This is a genomic window from Nonomuraea sp. NPDC001636 (genome assembly GCF_040298265.1).
Lineage (GTDB): Bacteria > Actinomycetota > Actinomycetes > Streptosporangiales > Streptosporangiaceae > Nonomuraea.
Genome location: NZ_JBEOZT010000038.1, coordinates 38,673 through 57,803 on the forward strand (window position 1 = coordinate 38,673; position 19,131 = coordinate 57,803).

17 protein-coding genes are annotated in these 19,131 nt (G+C 72.3%); 6 read left to right on the forward strand and 11 right to left on the reverse strand.

Annotation, left to right across the window (positions count from 1 at the left end):
- Nucleotides 1–78 precede the first annotated feature (78 nt).
- Nucleotides 79–1,062, reverse strand: coding sequence for a helix-turn-helix domain-containing protein (locus ABT158_RS45105; protein ID WP_352364565.1), 984 nt, complete (start codon nt 1,060–1,062; stop codon nt 79–81).
- 58 nt (nt 1,063–1,120) lie between these two features.
- Here ABT158_RS45105 and ABT158_RS45110 point away from each other — a divergent pair, with 58 nt between their 5' ends.
- Nucleotides 1,121–2,380 (forward strand): MFS transporter, encoded by a 1,260-nt coding sequence (locus tag ABT158_RS45110; protein ID WP_352364567.1) that lies wholly within the window; start codon nt 1,121–1,123, stop codon nt 2,378–2,380.
- A gap of 32 nt (nt 2,381–2,412) precedes the next feature.
- The gene (locus tag ABT158_RS45115) at nt 2,413–3,348 is read left to right on the forward strand and encodes a DUF2332 domain-containing protein (RefSeq protein WP_352364569.1); all 936 of its coding nucleotides are present in this window, start codon (nt 2,413–2,415) and stop codon (nt 3,346–3,348) included.
- Nucleotides 3,349–3,373: 25 nt separating this feature from the next.
- Here ABT158_RS45115 and ABT158_RS45120 read toward each other — a convergent pair whose 3' ends face one another.
- Entirely contained in the window at nt 3,374–4,204 is an 831-nt protein-coding gene (locus ABT158_RS45120; protein ID WP_352364571.1) for a S1 family peptidase, read from the reverse strand.
- A 29-nt stretch (nt 4,205–4,233) separates the two neighbouring features.
- Complete coding sequence (locus ABT158_RS45125; RefSeq protein ID WP_352364572.1) at nt 4,234–5,742, reverse strand: alpha/beta fold hydrolase; 1,509 nt, start codon at nt 5,740–5,742, stop codon at nt 4,234–4,236.
- Between the two features lie 371 nt (nt 5,743–6,113).
- Here ABT158_RS45125 and ABT158_RS45130 point away from each other — a divergent pair, with 371 nt between their 5' ends.
- Together ABT158_RS45130 and ABT158_RS45135 are read left to right on the forward strand one after the other, a co-directional pair.
- Nucleotides 6,114–7,007, forward strand: coding sequence for an ABC transporter ATP-binding protein (locus ABT158_RS45130; protein WP_352364574.1), 894 nt, complete (start codon nt 6,114–6,116; stop codon nt 7,005–7,007).
- Nucleotides 7,004–7,837, forward strand: a complete 834-nt coding sequence (locus ABT158_RS45135) for an ABC transporter permease (RefSeq protein WP_352364576.1) — start codon at nt 7,004–7,006, stop codon at nt 7,835–7,837. The genes ABT158_RS45130 and ABT158_RS45135 overlap by 4 nt, the downstream gene beginning before the upstream one ends.
- A gap of 116 nt (nt 7,838–7,953) precedes the next feature.
- On the opposite strand, the gene ABT158_RS45140 is transcribed toward ABT158_RS45135, so the two are convergent.
- Nucleotides 7,954–8,454 carry a tellurite resistance TerB family protein gene (locus ABT158_RS45140; RefSeq protein WP_352364578.1) on the reverse strand — a complete coding sequence of 167 codons (501 nt, stop codon included), beginning with the start codon at nt 8,452–8,454 and terminating at the stop codon, nt 7,954–7,956.
- 506 nt (nt 8,455–8,960) lie between these two features.
- Here ABT158_RS45140 and ABT158_RS45145 point away from each other — a divergent pair.
- Both ABT158_RS45145 and ABT158_RS45150 read left to right on the forward strand, forming a co-directional pair.
- A complete protein-coding gene (locus ABT158_RS45145) occupies nt 8,961–9,845 on the forward strand; it encodes a hypothetical protein (protein WP_352364580.1) in 885 nt (294 codons plus the stop codon).
- Nucleotides 9,809–12,523 carry an outer membrane protein assembly factor BamB family protein gene (locus ABT158_RS45150; RefSeq protein ID WP_352364582.1) on the forward strand — a complete coding sequence of 905 codons (2,715 nt, stop codon included), beginning with the start codon at nt 9,809–9,811 and terminating at the stop codon, nt 12,521–12,523. The genes ABT158_RS45145 and ABT158_RS45150 overlap by 37 nt, the downstream gene beginning before the upstream one ends.
- Nucleotides 12,524–12,741: 218 nt before the next feature.
- On the opposite strand, the gene ABT158_RS45155 is transcribed toward ABT158_RS45150, so the two are convergent.
- The 7 genes from ABT158_RS45155 to ABT158_RS45185 all read right to left on the reverse strand — a co-directional run bounded on the left by ABT158_RS45155 (nt 12,742) and on the right by ABT158_RS45185 (nt 19,053).
- Complete coding sequence (locus tag ABT158_RS45155; RefSeq protein ID WP_352364584.1) at nt 12,742–13,098, reverse strand: hypothetical protein; 357 nt, start codon at nt 13,096–13,098, stop codon at nt 12,742–12,744.
- On the reverse strand, nt 13,086–13,298 hold the full coding sequence (locus tag ABT158_RS45160) for a hypothetical protein (RefSeq protein WP_352364586.1): 213 nt from the start codon (nt 13,296–13,298) through the stop codon (nt 13,086–13,088). The genes ABT158_RS45155 and ABT158_RS45160 overlap by 13 nt, the downstream gene beginning before the upstream one ends.
- A gap of 106 nt (nt 13,299–13,404) precedes the next feature.
- The gene (locus ABT158_RS45165; protein ID WP_352364588.1) at nt 13,405–14,334 is read right to left on the reverse strand and encodes a phosphotransferase family protein; all 930 of its coding nucleotides are present in this window, start codon (nt 14,332–14,334) and stop codon (nt 13,405–13,407) included.
- Between the two features lie 81 nt (nt 14,335–14,415).
- Nucleotides 14,416–15,312 (reverse strand): amidohydrolase family protein, encoded by an 897-nt coding sequence (locus ABT158_RS45170; protein ID WP_352364590.1) that lies wholly within the window; start codon nt 15,310–15,312, stop codon nt 14,416–14,418.
- 17 nt (nt 15,313–15,329) lie between these two features.
- Nucleotides 15,330–16,277 carry a 3-hydroxyacyl-CoA dehydrogenase NAD-binding domain-containing protein gene (locus tag ABT158_RS45175; RefSeq protein WP_352364592.1) on the reverse strand — a complete coding sequence of 316 codons (948 nt, stop codon included), beginning with the start codon at nt 16,275–16,277 and terminating at the stop codon, nt 15,330–15,332.
- Nucleotides 16,274–18,253, reverse strand: a complete 1,980-nt coding sequence (locus ABT158_RS45180) for an acetoacetate--CoA ligase (RefSeq protein ID WP_352364594.1) — start codon at nt 18,251–18,253, stop codon at nt 16,274–16,276. The genes ABT158_RS45175 and ABT158_RS45180 overlap by 4 nt, the downstream gene beginning before the upstream one ends.
- Complete coding sequence (locus ABT158_RS45185) at nt 18,250–19,053, reverse strand: crotonase/enoyl-CoA hydratase family protein (protein ID WP_352364596.1); 804 nt, start codon at nt 19,051–19,053, stop codon at nt 18,250–18,252. Before ABT158_RS45185 ends, ABT158_RS45180 begins: the two co-directional genes overlap by 4 nt.
- Between the last annotated feature and the right edge of the window lie 78 nt (nt 19,054–19,131).

Here is a 19,131-nt window from a genome sequence, read left to right on the forward strand (position 1 = left end):
TCTGTCCGGGTGTACGGTGCGCACGAATGATCCGTCTCGTGGGCGGAAAACGCAAGAGGATCACCCCGCCCGTCCTGCTCAGCCCTCTCCCCGGCCGGCGAGCAGGTGACCGGTCTCGGTGCGCCGATAGACCACGCGCCGACCGGCCCGCGTGCCGACGACGAGGTCCGCGTCCCGCAGGACGGCCAGATGGCCGCCGACGGTGCCAAGGGACAGGCCGAGGTGTGCGGCGAGCTCGCTGCTGGTCGCGGGGTGTTCGAGCTCGTCCAGGATGGCCGCTCGACCGGCGCCGATGAGCCGCTCCAGCGACCGGGCGCGCGGGGAGCGCGCCGTGCCGCCGGCGGATCCGCGGGCCGGATAGACCAGCGCGTACGACGTCGGCGGCGCCTCGCACAGCCACGTGCCGCTGCTCAGCACGCTGACCGGGACGAACAGCATGCCCTCGTCGCCGACGACCCGGTCGGGGGAGGGCTGGTCGCTGAAGCGGATGGCGTCGTCGCCGACCCAGGCGCTGCGGCGGCTCATGTGCTGCAGCGCGCGCGGCCACCCGTAGGCGGCCAGCAACCCCGCCCGGTAGGTGACGTCGCGTTCCAGCAGCGCCCGCCGGCGCGGCCAGTCGGGGGCCACATGCGCGTCCCACACGTACCTGAGCAGGTCGGCGGTACGGGCCGCCCAGCCGCGTCCGGTGAGCCAGGCCAGGTCGTGCTGCTTCCAGCTGTGCGCCACCGACTCCGCCAGCTCGGCCCCCACCTCCTCGTCGGGCACCTGCGCGACCGACGCGAGCTCGCTCTCCAGAGTGGTGCGCATGCCACCTGCCGGCGGGAGCACCACGTGGCTCGGCAGCCACTTGGTCGAGCTCAGCAGTCTGACCAGGCCCGCGGCGAAGGGGTCGGCCTCCAGGACGGCGCGGAACGCGCCGCGGTGGCGGCCGTACCAGGACGCCAGCCACGGGTCGGTGCAGGGCTTGTCGAGCACCATCAGCGACCCCAGCGTCTCGGCGAGCGGCGACAGCGCGAACCGCGACCGCGAGAGGGCCAGGGTGCTCAACCGCAGCAGCGTCATCTTTCGCCTCCTGCCGAAACGATAGTGTGCGATCCGGTACGTCTGCAGACTCCTGCCCATGCTCTCAGCCCTTCTGCGACAGACCGATCTCCGCTGGTTCCTCTCCGCGCAGGCGGTGTCGCTGCTGGGCAGTTCGATGGCGCCGGTCGCGCTGGCGTTCGGGGTGCTGGACGCCTCGGGCAACACCAGCGACCTCGGTGTCGTCCTGACCGCCTACATGGTGCCGCTGCTGGCCTTTCTCCTGGTGGGCGGGGCCGTGGCCGATCGCCTGCCGCGCCGGACGGTCCTGGTGGCCGCCCACCTGGGCTCGGCCCTCACCCAGGGCGGCGTCGCCGCGCTGCTGCTCACCGGCAGGTACGCGCTGCTGCCGGTGGCCGTGCTGGGGTTCCTGAACGGCACTCTCGCCGCGTTCACCACGCCGGCCCTGCGCGGCATCGTGCCGCAGCTTGTCGCCAAGGACCGGATACGGCAGGCGAACGCCCTGCTGGGATCGGTGCGGAACGCCACGAAGATCCTCGGGCCGAGCCTGTCCGGGATCGCGGTCGCCGCCGTCGGCGGCGGCCCCGCCATCGCCTTCGACGCACTGACCTACCTCCTGGCCGCGGGATGCCTTGCCCGGCTGTCCCTCCCCGCGGCGCCGACCGCGCCGCGGCCCTCCTCCGGGATGCTGACCGACATCCGCGACGGCTGGACCGAGTTCCGCCGCATCCGCTGGGTCTGGACGGTGTCCGTGTGCTTCTGCGTGGTGAACCTGGTGCAGGTCGGCACCTGGCAGATCCTGGGCCCCGTCCTGACCAGGCAGCTCGGCGGCGAGGAGACGTGGGGGTTCGTGCTCAGCGCCCGCGGCGCCGGCATGCTGGTCATGAGCGCGCTGATCTACCGGCTGGTGGTCAGGCGCCTGCTGCGGCTGGGCCAGCTGATGAGCGCGCTCGGCGCGATCCCCCTGCTCGCGCTCGGCGCGCATCTGGACGCCCCCTGGCTGATCGCGGTCGCCTTCGTCGCCGGCCTGGGCTCCTCGGTCGCGGCCGTCAGCTGGGAGACCTCCCTTCATGAGCACGTTCCCGCACACGTGCTCTCGCGCGTCTCGTCCTACGACGACCTGCTGTCCTACCTCGCGATCCCCGTCGGGCAGCTCGCCGTGGGACTGCTGGCCGACAGGTTCGACGGCTTCCGGGTGGCCGCGACCGCCGGCCTCGTCTACGCCGCGGCGGCCCTGCTCCCGCTGGCCTCCGCCGCCGTGCGCCGGCTCCCGCACGCCCAGGACGACCATGCCCGCAGCAGCCCTCAGGACACGGCGTCCGGGACGGCACCCGGCTGAGCGCGGCAGGAGCCGGCTGCGATCATCGGAACATGACGATCGCTGCGATCTACGCCGAGTTCGCCGCACGCGAGGCGCACGGAGTGTCGCCCACCTACGAACGCCTGGCCTCCGCGGTGGCGCGGGATCCCGGCCTCCTGGACCTGCTCGCCGGGCTTCCGCCGGCCAAACGGCAGCCGAACCTGCTGTTCGGCGTGGTCCGGCTGCTCGGCGGGCCGGTCGCGGATCCGGCCGCGTTCCACGAGTACACGGTGGCGAACTGGCCCGTGATCGAGGCGGAGATGCGCGCCCGGACCACCCAGACGAACGAGCCCGGACGGTGTGCCGTCCTGCTGCCGGTGCTCAACGCGCTCCCGCAGCCGCTCGCGCTGCTGGAGGTCGGCGCGTCCGCCGGGCTGTGCCTCTACCCCGACCGGTACGGCTACCGCTACGGCGATCACCTGGTCGGCTCCGGCGACCCGGTCCTCGCCTGCACGGCCGCCGGCATGACGCCGCCGGCCACTCTTCCTCAGGTGGTGTGGCGGGCCGGCCTGGACCTGAACCCGCTCGACGTGACCGACCCGGCGGATCTGGCCTGGCTCGACGCCCTCATCTGGCCCGAGCACACGCACCGCCGGGCCCGGCTGCGGGCGGCGGCGGCCGTCGTCGCAGCCGACCCGCCGCTGCTCGTACGGGGCGACCTGGTGGACGACCTGCCGGCCCTGGCCGCGCAGTCCCCACCCGATGCGACCCTGGTGGTGTTCCACAGCTCGGTGCTGTACCTCGTGCCGACGCCGCGACGGATGGCGTTCGCCGCGGCGGTACGCGAGCTCCCCGGCCACTGGATCGCGAACGAGACCCCCGACGTGCTGCCCTACGACACGCTCCCGCCGCCGCCGGGCGAGGCGAACCACCACGTGCTCGCGCTGGACGGGCGGCCGCTGGCCTGGGCCCGATCGCACGGCCAGGAGATCGTCTGGTTCACCTGACGCGAGAAGACGGCCCAGGCGCGGGTCACCGTGCGGAGAGCCGCGTGTCCGGCCGGGGCAGCAGGCAGCCGGGGCGCTCCAGGTCGAGCTTGTTCCCCGTTCCGACGCAGGTGGCGAGCCAGTACGTCTGGGTTCCGTAGGCGGCGCCCTTGCGCACGCCGATGACGCCGTCGCGGTTCATCTCGCACGGGTTGTCCAGCGTGCACCGGCCGCCGTCGTGGTTGCTGGTGTTGTTGATGCCGACGACCTGGCCGCTCCTGGCGTCGACGACCGGGGATCCCGAGGTGCCGTGGCCGGTGTCGCACCGCGGCGTGTAACGGATGACGTCCTTGGTCACGTTGCCCACCTCCAGCACCCGGTGGACCAGCGTGTCGATCTCACACGAGAAGACCTTCTTCGTGCTTCCGGAGAGCACCCGGATGTCCGTGCCCGGTGCGGGACGCTCCGCCGACACCGTGAGCGGCCGGACGCGGTAGGCCCGCTCCAGCTGCCGGTAGGTCAGGTCCAGCTGGTACAACGCGAGGTCGGTGCCGGTCAAGGTCACATAGACCGCCCTGGCCACGTGCAGGGTGGCCACCGGCTCGCCGGCGCCGTCGAGCAGGTCGACCACGCGGTGGGACGGCTGGTCCACCAGGACCTCGTCCGGCACCGGCCAGGTGCCCTCGTAGCAGTGCCCGTTGGTCAGGACGAAGGCCCGGTCGTCGGCCGTGCCGGCCGGCATCCGCACCAGCGATCCCGAGCAGCCGTCCACGTTGACGGTGCCCGCCAGGTCCATGGTCGCCGCCCGCGCGGGGAGGGCCGTCAGGCCGAGGACGGCGGCCGCCAGTGCCGCGCCGATTCGCCGAAACACACGCATCTCAAGTCCGTTCATGGGAGGGGCCGCGGTCAGCGCGTACCGGGGCAGGTGCCCGCGGCGGTACGGCCGGTGCGGAAGAAATCGATCACCTTCGCGGCGCAGGGCAGCCGGCGCAGCGAGGCGTGCGCGTCGTCCTGGACCGTCAGCAACGTCCCGCCGGTGGCTTTCGCCGTGTCCACCGCCCAGGCGTACGGCGTGACGTCTTCGTCGGTGTGGCCGGACAGCTGCAGGGGGCTGGTTCCCCTGACCGGCTTCCACGGCCGCGCGGGCCACGGCCATTCCCCGCACCAGCCGCTGCGCTCGAAATAGCCGCCGGTCGCGGGGAAGGCGGCTCTCCGAGCCTGCGCGGCCGCCCACATCTGCTCGAAGTCGCGGCCGCCGGCACCCTCGTTGCAGAAGATCGCCTGGTACTGGATGAGGTTCAGGCCCAGCGGGTTCTCGTCGAACCCGAACACCTTCGCGGCCCCCGGGGCAGGACGCGCCGACAGCGGGACGCCGCCTTCGCGGACGGTGGCGAGATCCCTGGCGGCGGAGATCCAGCTGCTCGGTCCGCCGCCGAGCTGCTGCGTGACCCACTCGCCGTCGAGCACCGTGTTCGCGTCCACCTTGCGTGGTTTGCGGCGCAGCTCGTCACGCAACCCGAATATGGTCTCGCGGACCTCGGCGTCGGTCGTCCCGAAGTGGAACTCGCCGTCGTGCCGCGCCAGCCAGGGAACGAAGGCGTTGAAGCGCCTCTCGGAGAGCGCGTCCGTCGTGGCGTCCATGGCGGCGAGGTCGATGACGGGAGGCATCACCGAATCCAGCCACATGGCGTTCACCCGGTCGTCGAACAGCGACCGGTAGTTCACGCCCACCGCGGTGCCGTAGGACACCCCGTAAAAGTTGATCTTCGGTTCGCCGAGGGCCGCGCGGAGCGCGTCCACGTCACGCGCGATGTTCGTGGTGGTCAGCTGCCGGACGAAGGCGGGATCCCTGGCGGCGCACCGCTTGTTGTACGCGGCCGTCTCGGCGAATCCGGCCCTCGCCGCCTCCTTGGGGGAGGTGCTGGACGACTCCTGGCCCTTGGCGGACGCGGCGGGCGACGGCTCCGCCGCGGCGCACTTGATCTTGCCGCTGTAACCCACGCCCCTGGGATCGAACCCGATCAGGTCATGGTCGGCGGCCAGCGGGGCGAGCTTGCCGGCGGCGTACGTCGCCGGCGCGTCGATGTTGGTGATGCCGGGGCCGCCGGGACTGATGACCAGCACGCCGCGGCGCCTGCCCGGGTCGGCGGCCCTGATCCGGCTCACGGCGATCCTGATCTTGCGGCCCTGCGGGTTCGCGTGGTCCAGGGGAACCGTCAGCATGGAGCATTCGGTCCTGGTGTCGTTCTCGACGGGCCAGTCCTTGGCCGTCCTGGCGCATTCACGCCACGTCAGAGGCTCTTCGCCGGTGCGGGCGTCGGCCGCGCCGGCGGCGGCGAAGCTCGTCAGGCCGATCAGGCACGCGACCGCCATGCGTGCCGGACGGGTGCCTGGTGATACACGGGTGCTGAACATGGTCGCATCTTTCGACGGTCCTGCCCGCACACCTCCAAGTGCGCGGGGCACGCCGTCAGGCGTACGTCGTCCACCCTGGAGGACGAAGGTTCCCGCGCCGTCGCGCTTTCGTATCGGCGACCGCGCGGCCGTGTATCCGTCGTGTCTCCGCGCAGAAGCCGCCCCCGCCACGAGCTTGCGTGGCCCTCTTAAGCAACTCCGGTTGACTAAGCTTCGAATAGTCAACTAAGGTTGCTCGCGTCGAGGAGACCTCGACGCGCGAAAACCGGTAACCGGCACCCCTGACCCCCACGCTCCGGCCCCTGCGGGCCGCGATGTGCCATGCCCTCGCCCCGGCACGAGGTCATCCGATCACGAAGAGAGGTCATCTCATGACAACGAGCACCGACGTCGTGCTCGACGTCGACGGGCTGCGCATGCGCTACGGCTCGGCCGACGTCCTGCACGACGTCACGTTCCAGGCCCGCCACGGCGAGGTCCTGGCCCTGCTCGGGCCGAACGGCGCGGGCAAGACCACCACGATCGAGATCCTGGAGGGCTTCCGCGTCCGGTCGCAGGGCCGGGTCTCCGTGCTCGGCGCCGACCCCTCGCACGGCGACGAGTCGTGGCGGGCCAGGCTCGGGATCGTGCTGCAGTCCTGGCGCGACCACGGCAACTGGCAGGTACGCGAACTCCTCGCCCACCTCGGCGCCTACTACGCCCCCTACGCCACCCCCGGCATCCCGCGCCCCTGGGACCCCGACGAATTGATCGCCAGGATCGGCCTGGCCGAGCACGCCGGCAAGAAGCTCAAGACGCTGTCGGGCGGCCAGCGACGCAGGCTCGACGTGGCGATCGGGCTCGTGGGGCGCCCGGAGCTGTTGTTCCTCGACGAGCCGACCACCGGTTTCGACCCGCAGGCCAGGTCCGACTTCCACGATCTCGTACGCGACCTGGCCGACGCCCGCGAGACCACCGTCCTGCTCACCACCCACGACCTGGACGAGGCCGAGAAGCTGGCCGACCGCATCCTCGTGCTGAACGGCGGCCGGATCGTCGCCGACGGCACCGCAGCCGGGCTGGCCCGGCGGATCGCCGGCGAGGACGAGGTGCGCTGGGTGCGCGACGGACGGCGGCACGTCGTGCGGACGCCCGACTCGACCGCGTTCGCCCGCGAGCTGTTCGCCCGTCACGGCGACGACGTCCAGGAGCTGGAGATCGTCCGGGCCTCGCTGGAGCAGACGTACCTGGCGCTGGTGCGCGAGGCCGAGGGAGCGGCCCGATGAACGCGACCGTACTGCGCGCGGGCTGGTCCCGGGGGCTGATCGAGCTGCGGCAGTCGTTCACCAACGGCGCCGAGCTGTTCTCCCACTTCCTGTGGCCCGCCCTGATGGTGGCCACGCTGTTCTTCATCCGGGACCTGTCCGTCGGCGCCCTCCTCCTCGGCGCCCTGGCCTTGCCCGGCATCCTCGGCATGAACGCCGCCACCGGCCTGATCAGCATGAGCCAGCAGCTCACCGCCGACCGCGAGGACGGCACGCTGCTGCGGGCCAAGGCGACCCCGCACGGCATGCCCGCATACCTGATCGGCAAAGTGATCTCGGTGTCCGGCGGTCTGCTGGCCGACCTGGTGATCTTCCTCGTGCCCGCGGTGCTGCTCGTCGAGGGCCTGCGGATCAGCCCGGACTCCTGGCCCGCACTGGCCTGGGTGCTGGCGCTCGGCCTGGTCGCGACCCTGCCCGTCGGCGCCGTCCTGGGCTCGGTGTTCGCCACTGCACGCGCCCAAGGGCTGGTCCAGCTGCCGTTCCTCGCCCTGATCGGGATCTCCGGAATCTTCTACCCGATCACCTCGCTGCCCGAGTGGCTGCAGTGGATCGCCCAGGTCTTCCCTCTCTACTGGATGGGGCTCGGGATGCGCTCGGCCCTGCTGCCGGACGCGGCGGTGGCCGTCGAGATCGGCGCGTCCTGGCGACACCTGGAGACCGCCGGGGTGCTGGGCGCGTGGGCGGTGCTCGGCCTGCTCGTGGCGCCGGTCGTGCTGCGGCGGATGGCACGCGGCGAGTCCGGCTCCACGGTGGCGGCACGCCGTGAGCGTGCCCTGCGCCGGGTGGGGTGAAAGCCGTGACCGCACGACGGTGACCGGCAGGGGACGGCCCCTGAGCGGCGGGGACGCGCGGTCAGGGGCCGGTCTTCAGGCCGTCAGGCGCCGCCGGACCAGCGGCACGTACGGGATCAGTAGGGCTTCGCGGACGGGTCGGGCCAGATGAGGGCGAGACGGCGGGTGCGCAGCCGCTGTTCCTCCTCGTGCAGGGCCAGCCAGGAGTCGACGAGGTCGTCGGGGAAGCCGCGCAGGGCGTTCATGGCCCGGATCGAGGCGATCTCGCCGGGGTGCAGCTCTCCGTCGGCCGAGCAGGCACGCAGGGCGTAGTAGGGCAGGGCACGGGTCGAGGCCGCGACGGCCTCGGTGGTCGCGACCAGGGACTCGAAGGAGTCGTCGGCCTGGTAGTCACGCAGTTCCCGCAGCAGCTCGGGGGTGGCGCCCAGGGCGGCGAAGAAGCCGAGGATCCAGTCGCGCTCCGGCGTCGAGATCTCGCCGTCGCCCTTGGCGCAGACCATGACGGCCTTGGCGTAGGCGGTGTAGTCGGTGCCGGAGGGCGCGCTGTCGTAGTCGGCCTCGGCCTTGAGCAGCCAGTTGCCGCCGAGTTGCTGAGGGGTCAGGTCCGTCGTCGTCATCGGGTGGTGATCCTTTCCGTTGGTTGCGGCCAGTGGACGGTCACCTGAGCCGGGCCGTTCAGTCCCAGGTCGGTACGGGGTGGCGCGGGGGAGGTCACCCAGGTCCACACCCACCACTGCGGCGAAGTGGCCGGCCAGCAGCGGGGTGATCTGGCCGGTGCCCGACCGGGCCTCCAGTCACGTTCTGCCCGGGACGTGCTTCGCCAACGCCAGCCGGTGGGGCGGCGAGCACCAGGGCCTGCTGAACGTCGAACGGGCTGAGATATCGAGCAAGCCTTCCGTCTGCTGCATGCCTTGCGCCCCTTGCGCATTCGCCGGCGGAGATTCGTGCCGATATTCATGAGGCTTTTCTCAAGCCGGCCTTCATGCTCGCCTGCCGTCATGGCGTCGTTTCCGGTGCGCCGCGAACGGTGGTCAGGCATACTCCAAGATGCACGGTCAAGATCCGCACATTCACGGCCCACTGGAAGACAGTCATGGCTAAAGGACGCCGGAGCAAGACGGGTATGACCGGCAAAAAGGGTGCGACGGTCGACGACGGCCACGGGGAGGGCGCCGCTCAGCCGGCCGCGGGCCCGGGTGGCTGGAAGGCCGCGCGCGCATGGACGGCCGGAGTCGCCAGTGCCACGCTCATCGCGGCGATCGGCGTGGTGTTCACCGCCTGGTACACCGCGAGCGGGCCCGACACGATCGACCGCGTCCGCGGGGGACCGCCGCTGACGGTTGGACACGTAGCCGTCGACTACGACGAACGGCCCCTCGTGCTCAGGGAACCGGTGACCACCCCCGCCGACCGGGCGATCCTGCTGGGCAGGGCGGCCGACCCCGCCGACGTGACCGCGATGCTGGCCCGCCACCACGTCGCCACGATCGGGGACATGACCGCCACCGTGGTGCTGGTCGGCAACCGCAGCAGCCTGCGGATCATCGACATCAAGCCGCGGGTGCTCACCCGGGCACCGCCGGCGCAGGGCGCCTACCTGAACCCGGGGAGCGCCGGGCAGACCGGTACCGTCGAGCTCTTTGCGGACCTCGATCGGCGGCCGGTCCGTTTCGTCACGAAAAAGGAATTGCGCACCCCGTACTTCAGGACGAAACAGATTGACTTGAAACGGGATGAACGAGTCACGCTCAGCCTCTCGATAGTCGGCAAGACGGCGTACTACGAGTTCGACCTCGTGGCCACGGTGCTGACAGCGGACAAGTCGGAAGAGATCGTGATCCACGGGCCCGGTGGCGTCCCGTTCCGGCTGACGGGCCGCGCGAGCTCCTACCGCACCGCCTACCGCGCGACCGGTTACGGCGGCGGCTGGGTGCCGATGCCAACCGACCAGACCTGCACGACCTCGGACAAATGCTGTTCACCCGCGCCGCCGCCGTCGTCCTGCTGACCGCGGCGCTGCTGACGGGAACGGCCGCCGACACCCCCGACGGCAGGCCGGCGCCCGTCCGGTGGCGCATGGCCTGGTCGGCGCCCGCCGAGGCGGACCTCGTGAACTACGAGCACGGCACCCCGAACTATGGCGTCTCGCAGCAGGCGCTGGCCATGGCGGCCGGCCAGGGCACCGTACGCGTGCACGACACCCGCACCGGCGCGCTCATCCGCACCCTGTCCGTGGCGCCGGCGACGTCCGGGAACTACTCGCGCGATCCCGTCTCCGGCGTGTGGATGACGTCCGGCACGGTCGTCGTGTTCACCGACGACCAGAGCTCGGGCGGCCAGCGACTGCACGCCTACGACGCGCGCACGGGCGCGCTGCTGTGGCGGCGTTCCGTCACCATTGCCTCACGGCAGAACCGGGCGCCGGACGCCGGGACCTACTCAGGGCCGCCGATCCTGGTGACCGAGCGCGGCATCGTGCTCGCCGAACCCCCTGCGCTGCGCACCCTGGATCCGCGTACGGGCACGCCGGTGGCAAGGACGGATCGTCCACGGGGCTGCGCCCTGGCGGCCGCCGCCACAGCCCGGTCGGTGATGCTGCTCGACCATTGCGCGGGGAACCGCCTCCGGCTCGCGTCCGTGGACCCGTCCACGCTGCAGCCGAACTGGACGCGTACACTGCCCTCACCGCCCCGCACCCTGACGGACAGCGGGTCCCCCTCGCTCCATCTCGTCGTCAGCGGCGACGGGTACACAGGCATATCGGTGGGCGACGTCTCGGCGTTCTACGGGCCCGACGGTCGCCTCCTGTCCACCGGGCAGGAGGCGCTGCGCGCCGCCGGCTCCGCCCGGGACAGCCGTTGGAGCCGGCCGATGCGCCTCAACCAGGAGGCCGCGACGGGTGGGGACGGCTCACTTTGGGGCGACGCCTCCAGGCTGTGGCCGCTTCCGGCGTTTCTGGTCTCCGTCGACGCCGGCTCCGGCCGCCTGCGTGCGCTGCCGTTAGACGTGCCCTCCACCGACGTCTCCCTCGTGGGCACGACCCCCGGCATGGCCTTCGTACGGTCCGCCACCGGCCGCGTCGCCGCCTACACCCTGACGTACGGCGTCCCCGGCGGGCACGAGCTGTTCGACGGGGTCCCGGCGGACGCCTGGCCGGACGCGTGCGGCCTGCTGACCGCCGCCGACCTGCGCCCCGTCGCGGACGGCTACGTGCCCACGCCCCGGACGCCGACCCTGTTCGGCGAGCGGCTGCCCAAGCCCGTCCAGTGTGACTGGATACCGCCCGTGGACGACGCCCCGGTCGTCTCCCTCTCGGTGGAGTGGGTCTCCTCCTCCAGCGCTGTCGCTGCGCGGATCTTCGCCACCGAGACCGCCCACATCAAGCGGACGGAGACCTACGACGCGATGACGGAGGACGCGTACCTCCTCGACTACATCCGGTCCACCGCCACCGGCACCGGCGGCGCGCCCGAAGTGCTCGTCAACGTGGGCCCGGTCATCGTCCGGCTCGCCTCCGCCTCGCGATCGGCCCTGCGGCTCCTGACCCCGCTCGTACGGGACGAACTCCTGGCCCGCTACCGGCTTCCCCGCCCCGTATCCACCGCCCTGCCCAACCTGCGCTGGACCTTCCCCGCCGACGGCCAGTTGCGCGACGATCCGGTGGTGGCAGGCGGAGCCGTCTACGCCATCGCCGCCGGCCGGGTCCACGCGATGGACGCCTCCTCCGGCCGCCCGCTGTGGACCACCGTGATCGCCGAGTTCGTCGGCGGGCCGCTCAGGGTCACCGACGGCCTGGTGTTCGTCGGCGGACCGGGGGCCCTTCACGCCCTGGACGCCCGCACGGGCCGTCGGCGGTGGCGGCATCCGGTGCGGCAGGACCCGACCTTCGTGGTGGCCAAGCGGCGCGTCATCCTCGTCGACGGCGAGACGGCCGTCGGCCTGGACACGGTCTCCGGCCGCGAGCTGTGGCGCTTCCACAGCGCGGACACATTCTCCAGATCTCGTCCCATGATTGACGGGGCAACCGTCTACATCGACGACGCCGGTGGCACTGTGCACGCGCTGGACGTCGTCACCGGCCGCCGCCGGTGGAGCGTGCGGACCGGGACCGCTAAGGCCGGCAGCCACCGTGTCGCGACCGCGCCGGCCGGCAAGGTCGTCTACGTCATCGGCGGCGACCGTCGCCTGCGCGCACTGGACGCCGCCACCGGCGCCCGACGGTGGACCACCCAGGTCGGCTCCGACGTCTCCTTCCCCCCGTTGCCCGCCGGCGACGCCGTCTACGCCTGGGGCGCGGGCGGCGTCCTGTACGCGCTCGACGCCCGCACCGGCAGGCTACGGTGGACCTTCGCGCCCGGCGCGGTCTCCTTCCCCGCCGAGATGGCCGTCGATCGGGGTGGCGTCTACCTGGCCGACGGCGACGGCGTCCTTCACTGCCTGGATGCCGTCACCGGCGTGGAACGGTGGAAGCAGTCCGTGGGCACCGACAGAGTCTCAGGCCCCATCGTGCACGCCGGCACCGTGTACGCCGGTGCCGGCGGCGCCGTGCACGCGCTGGATGGCATGACCGGCGCGCGCAAATGGCGCATACCTACTGGCGGCCGGGCGCCCAGTGTCGTCGCCGCCGGCGGCCTCCTTTATGTGAGCGCCGGCGGCGACATCCACGCCCTGCGCCTCACCCCTTGACGCCTGACCGGCACTGTCGTCCGCCACCAGCGCCTGGCCAGCCTCGGCCGCTACATCCGCCTCGGCGAGGAAACCTCCGCCCGCATCTCCGCCGAACACGACGCCGCCGCCCACCGTTGGACTCGCTGAACCGCTTCCCAAAGGCGACGATGGCGCATCAAGGGCCCCGGTCCCGGCCGCGCGCCGCCGGCGTGTCCGGCGGGAGTCTCCGGAGGCTCTCAGCCGACCAGGTCGTAGGCGGCGGCCCACTCAGGTAGGCGAGTCCGGCGAGGACCGCCCAGGAAGAACTCGGCCTGGTTGGCGTCGAAGTCGGCGAACATCGCTACGAGGGATCCGGCGGAGGCCGTGACGAGCGCCGCCGTGATCCACGTGGGCAGCCCGGCCAGGCGTGGCCCGCGAACCGGCCGCCGGTGCGCCGTCCGCCCGGCTTCGGCGGCAGCCCCGAAAGCGCCCGCGGGTGCGGGTCCGTCACTGGATCCGCCGGGCTTGCGGCGGCGGCGCGCGAGGCGTACGGCATGTGCGAGGGGTCCGCCCACAGCCGACAGCAGCAGCACGGTCAGGCTCACGCCGAGCACGCCGAGATGCACCGTGGGCGGCTGGTACCAGGCACGGCCTCGCCGGTCGCGCTGACCGTCACGGTGCTGGTGAGCGAGCCGAGCTTGCCCAGGTCGGTCATGTCGGCGGCCAGGGCCGTCCGGTAGATGCCGGTGTACTGGGCGACGTCGGGCAGCGGGCCCGGTGTGCCGTCGGCCGGGGCGGGGGCCGGGGGCTGCATCTGAGGAGGCGAGCGAACAGCAATTCCCCCCGATGGCTGCCCTGGGCCGCGCCATGGCCTCCAGGCGCTGAGTCTGAGCGGCGCGGCCCTGCCAGGTGGCGGGCTTTCAGGTCAGATCGGCCCAAGGGGCGGGTGGGGCCGAGGTGAAGAAGCGGAGCAGGCTGAGGAGTCGGCTGGCGGGAGGGGCGGTCCAGTGACGTTCGCCCGGGCGCGGGACGGGATCTTTCAGGCGTCCCAGCGCCCAGGTGAGGTGGAACCACAACACGCGAGCCTCCCAGCTCGGCGGGCTCGTGGCGATGCCGGTTTCCTGCCGGTAGCCGTCGAGCATGGCCGGGATGCCGGTGAGGGGGACCTTGGCGAAGTCGGCGGCGGGGTCGGACCATTCGGCGTCGCCCCAGTCCACGATCCCGTTGAGCCGGGCCGTCTCCGGGGAGACGAGCAGGTTCTGGGCGGCGATGTCGCCGTGGATCAGGACCGGAGGCGGGCTCGCGGGAAGATGTGGTGAGAGCCGGTCGAACCATCCGGTGAGCCAGCGGGCGGTCTCGGCGTCGAGCCAGCCGTCCTTGAGGAGGCGGCCGGTGAGTGCCCAGGGGTCCGCGTTGCCGTCGTTCGCGGGGACGCCGACAAGGTCGGGGGCGGTGTCCGGAGTGAGCCGATGGAGTTTGCCCAGCTCCCGCCCGACTTGCTGGTAGAGACGTGCGGCGTCCGCGTCGGGCAGCTCAAGGCAGGCGACGTCCGTTCCCCGCGTCCGGGTGAGCACCATGTAGGGGACGTCCACCACCGAACAGGTGTCGTCGAAGGCGACGATCTCCGGGGTGCGTACGCCGGCGCGCCGGGCGTATGGGATGACCGCGGCCTCCTTGACCAGGTCGGGAAGGAACTGCTCGGTCCGCGGGATGCGCAGGACCAGGTCGTCGCCGAGCAGGAGGACATGGTTGGCCACCCCTTGCGGGAGGGGCCGTATGTGCTCGGCGGTGGTCCCGAGCAGGCCGGCGATGGCGGCCAGGGTCGCGTCACTCGTCTCGTATGCCGACATGATCGATCATGCTGGCACGGACGGCCGGAAGCGGCGAACGAGGCGTTCCGCGTCTGGGTGCTCGGCCACGACGGGCCGGGTTCATCGGCCCGCCGCGCGCAGGCCGAGAACGCGTAGGGCGTTCTCCTTGTAGATGAGTGGCTTGACCTCGTCCTTGACGTCCAGGGAGGCGAAGTCGGCCATCCAGCGGTCGGGGGTGAGGACGGGGTAGTCGGAGCCGAACAGGACCTTGTGCCGCAAGGGCCCGGCGGCCTGGCGGACGAGCTGCGGCGGGAAGTACTTCGGCGACCAGCCGGACAGGTCGAGGTAGACGTTGGACTTGTGGCCGGCGATGGACAGGGACGCGTCGACCCAGGGCACGGACGGGTGCGCGAGGATCATGGTGAGCCCGGGGAAATCAGCGGCGACGTCGTCGAGCAGCATCGGGTCGGAGTGGCGCAGCTTGATGCCGCGCCCGCCGGGCAGGCCGGCGCCGATGCCGGTCTGCCCGGTGTGGAACAGCGCGACGCTGCCCATATCCTCCAGCGCCCGCCAGAGCGGATAGTGGGCAGGGTCGTTGGGGGTGAAGCCCTGCAGGCTCGGGTGGAACTTGAAGCCGAGCACGCCGAAGTCCCGCACGAGCCGCCGGGCCTGGGCGACGGCGGCCGGGCCGCGGCGCGGGTCCACGGACCCGAAGGGGATGAGGACGTCGGCGTGTTCGGCCGCCTGGCGGGCGATCTCCTCGCTGGACAGGGCCGGGTGGCCGAGTTCGGTGGCGGCGTCGACGGTGAAGACCACGGCGGCCATGTTCCGCTGCCGGTAGTAGGCGGCGACGCGGTCGATGGTCGGGGTGCGGTCCTGACCGGCTTTGAAGTACTTCGCCGAGGCCGCCATCAGCTCGGCGTCGAGGGAGAGGCGGCCGTGGTGGTCGGCCTCGATGTGGGCGTGGACGTCCAGGGCCACGATGGCGTCCGGGTCGATGCGCGGGGTGTAGGTCATCGTTCCTTCTCGGTGCGTCAGGGAAGGTCGTGGTGCCGGCGCTTGGCCTGCAGCAGGCCGACGAGCAGCGCGTCGCGGTCGGCCGCCATGGCTTCCTGGTCGATGCCGTCGAGCTCGGCGCGCACGCCGTCGACGAGCAGGCCGGCGAGTTCGGGGGTGAGCCGCGGCGTGCCGAGGTCGTCCATCCAGGTCTGGGCGGGCGGGCCGAGGTGGCGCAGGGTGTGCGCCATCCCGCCGGGTCCGCCCGAGAGGTGCTGGTTGACCAGCGGGCCGAGCAGGGCCCACCGCAGGCCGGGGCCGTGCGCGATGGCGGCGTCGATGTCGGCGACGCTCGCGACTCCCCGCTCCACCAGCGAGTACGCCTCCCGCCACAGGGCGGACTGAAGCCGGTTGGCGAGGTGCCCGGGAACCTCACGCCGCACGAGCACCGGCCGCTTGCCGAGGGAGCGGTAGAAGTCCATGGTCTGGCGGGTGATGTCGGGGCCGGTGCGCTCGCCGGGCACGACTTCCACCAGCGGGATCAGGTGGGCGGGGTTGAAGGGATGTCCGACGAGCACCCTTTCGGGATGCGCGGGACACATCTCCTGGAGGTGGCTGGGCATCAGGCCCGACGAACTGCTGGCGATCGGGGCACTCGGCGGAGCCGCCTCGTCCAGCGTGGCCAGCAGTGCCCGCTTGAGGTCGGCGCGCTCCGGCCCGCTCTCCTGGACGAACCGCGCTCCGGCGACGGCGTCACCGGAGGTCGCGGTGAAGGTGAGCCGGTCGCGGGAGGCGCCGTCGGCCAGGCCGAGCCGGGTGAGCGCGGGCCAGGCCAGGTCGAGCGCGGCCCGCAACCGTTCCTCGGCGTCCGGAGCGGGGTCGAAGGCGGTGACGTCGAGGCCGTGGGCGAGGAACAGCGCCGCCCATCCGGCGCCGATGACGCCCGTGCCGATGACGGCGACCGGCTGGTCCGCCGGGCTCGTCACGGCCGCCTCGCACGGTCGCGGGCGATGGCGGCGAACGCGTCGAGCGCCGCCGGGTCCATGAGGGAGCCGGCCGAGGCGACCTCGTCAGGGGCGGCGCCCAGCAGGATCTTCTTGACGGGGACTTCGAGCTTCTTGCCGGTTCGCCCGTAGGGCATCGCGGGGACGGCCAGGAGGGCGTCGGGCACGTGCCGCGGGGACAGTGCGGCGCGGATGCGCGCGATCAGGCGGGCGCGTAACGGCTCGTCCAGGACGAGCCCGTCGGCGAGGGTGACGAACAGGATCAGTTCCCCCATGTCGCCCTCCTGGCTCTCCAGGTGGACGACGAGGCTGTCGGTGACCTCCTCGACGTCCTGCAAGGCCCGGTAGAACTCGGCGGTGCCCAGCCGGACGCCGCCGCGGTTGAGCGTGGCATCGGATCGGCCGGTGATGACGCAGGAGCCGTGGGCGGAGAAACGGCACCAGTCGCCGAAGCGGAAGACGCCGGGATAACGGCTGAAGTAGGTCTCGCGCATCCGGCGGCCGTCGTCGTCGCCCCACAGGCGTACCGGCATCGAGGGCATCGGCGCGGTGATGACGAGCTCGCCGACGCCGCCGATCACCACGTTGCCGTGCTCGTCGAACGCCTTGGCGTCCACACCGAGGCTCGGCCCGGACATCTCCCCCTCCCACACGGGCTGCAACGGCGATCCCTGGACGAGGCCGGTGCACACGTCGGTGCCGCCGCTGCCGACGTTCAGCAGGACGGCGGGGCCGAGCTGTTCGGCCACCCACCGGAAGCCCTCGGCGGGGAAGGGGCTGCCGGCCACGCCGATCTGCCGCAGCCGGGACAGGTCGAACTCCGCGCCCGGCCGCACCCCTTCCTTGCGGCAGGCCATCAGGTAGCCGGGGCTGGCGCCCATGAGGGTGGCGCCGGTCTCCTGCGCGAGCCGCCACTGCGCGCGCAGGTCGGGGTGGAGCGGGTTGCCGTCGATCATCACGATCGAGGAGCGCACGAGCAGCGCGGAGACCAGCGTGTTCCACATCATCCACGCCGTCGTGGTGAACCACAGCAGCCGGTCGCCGGGGCCCAGGTCCCAGTGGAAGGCGTGGTTCTTCAGGTGCTCCAGCAGGATGCCGCCGTGGCCGTGCACGATGGCCTTCGGCCGGCCGGTGGTGCCGGAGGAGAACAGCACGTACAGGGGGTGGTCGAAGGGCACGGGCTCGAACCGCAGCGCCTGGTCCGTGGGCGCGGCGAGCTCCGTCCAGGCCAGGGCGCCCGGGAGGTCGAGGCCGCCGTACGGGACGTGCACGACGTGCTCCAGCGAGGGTATGCCGTCCCGGATCGCCCGGACCTGCTCGCGCCGGTCGATCTTCTTGTCCCCGTAGGTGTAGCCCGCCACCGCGAGCAGGACGGCCGGCTCGATCTGACCGAACCGGTCCACCACGGCGGGGGCGGCGAACTCCGGGGCGCAACTCGCCCAGATGCCGCCGAGGCTCGCCGTGGCCAGGAACGCGATCAGCGTCTCCGGGCAGTTGGGCAGGTAGGCGACCACCCGGGTGCCGCGCCGCACCCCGAGCCGCCGCAGGCCGGCCCGTACGCGCCGGACCTGCTCGGCGAGGTCGGCGAAGGTGAGCTCGACGCGCGGCCGGGTCTGGGAGTGGCCGACGACCGCGACCTGGCCGGCGTCCTCGGGCGTGCCGAGGCAGTGCTCGGCGTAGTTCAGGGTCGCCCCCGGGAACCAGCGGGCGCCGGGCATGCCCGGTTCGGCCAGGACGCTGTCGTAGGGCGTGTGGGCCTTGACCTCGAAGTAGGCCCACACGGCTGCCCAGAAGTCCTCGACGTCGGTGACCGACCAGTGCCGCAGCTCCTCCCAGGTCGGCACGGTCACGCCGCGCTCGCGGGCGAGCCAGCCGATGAAGGCGGTGGCGTGCGCTCTGGCGATCTGCTTGGGGCCGGGGACGTACAGCGGCTCCGCCGGGGGGAGCGGGGCGCTCATCGGGCGGCTCCCGGACGGCCGACCTTGGCGGCCCGGCCGTCGAGGAAGTCCCGGATCCGGGCCTTGGCCTCCGGGCTGCTCTGCGCCACGGCCGCCATGAGCGATTCCAGCAGCAGCCCGGTCTCGGCGTCGGCGTCCGCGATGCGCGGCAGGGCGTGCAGGACGGCGTAGTTGGCGATCGGCGGGTTCCCGATGACCTGCTCGGCCAGGGCAAGGGCCTTGGTGATCCCGTCGCCTTCGGCCACCCGGTAGTCGACCAGGCCACGGGCCTCGCCTTCCGCGGCCGTCAGGACCCTTCCGGTGAGCATCATGTCGATCATCGGCTGCACGCCGATCAGCCGGGAGACCCGGACCGAGGCGCCGCCGCCCACGAAGAGCCCCCGGCTGCCCTCGGGGAAGGCGAAGAACGCCGACTCCTCGGCGACGCGCAGGTGCGCGGCCGCCGCCAGTTCCAGGCCGCCGCCGATGACGGCGCCCTTCAGGACCGCGATCACCGGCAGGGCGCCGTGGTCGATCCGGCCCATCGCCTCGTGCCAGCCGCGCGAGTGGTGCAGGCCGCCGGCGGCGTCCCGTGCGGTGAGCTCGCCGAGGTCGAGCCCGGCGGAGAAGTGCGCGCCCTCGGCGGCGAGCACCGCGGCCCCGGCCCACGCGGGCGGGGCGGCGAAGAAGGCGCCGAGCCCGGCGATCGTGGCGTCGTCCAGCGCGTTGCGTTTGGCAGGCCGGTTCAACGACAGCACCGCGACGTCCCCACGGCGCTCCAGCGCCAGAGACGGGGGCAGGTCAGGGCAGGGAGGGATCACAAGCACTCCAATTGACAGGAATCCTGATGAAGAAGGCTGAAGTATCATCAGGTTTCCTGTCAATGTCCGGCTGGGATA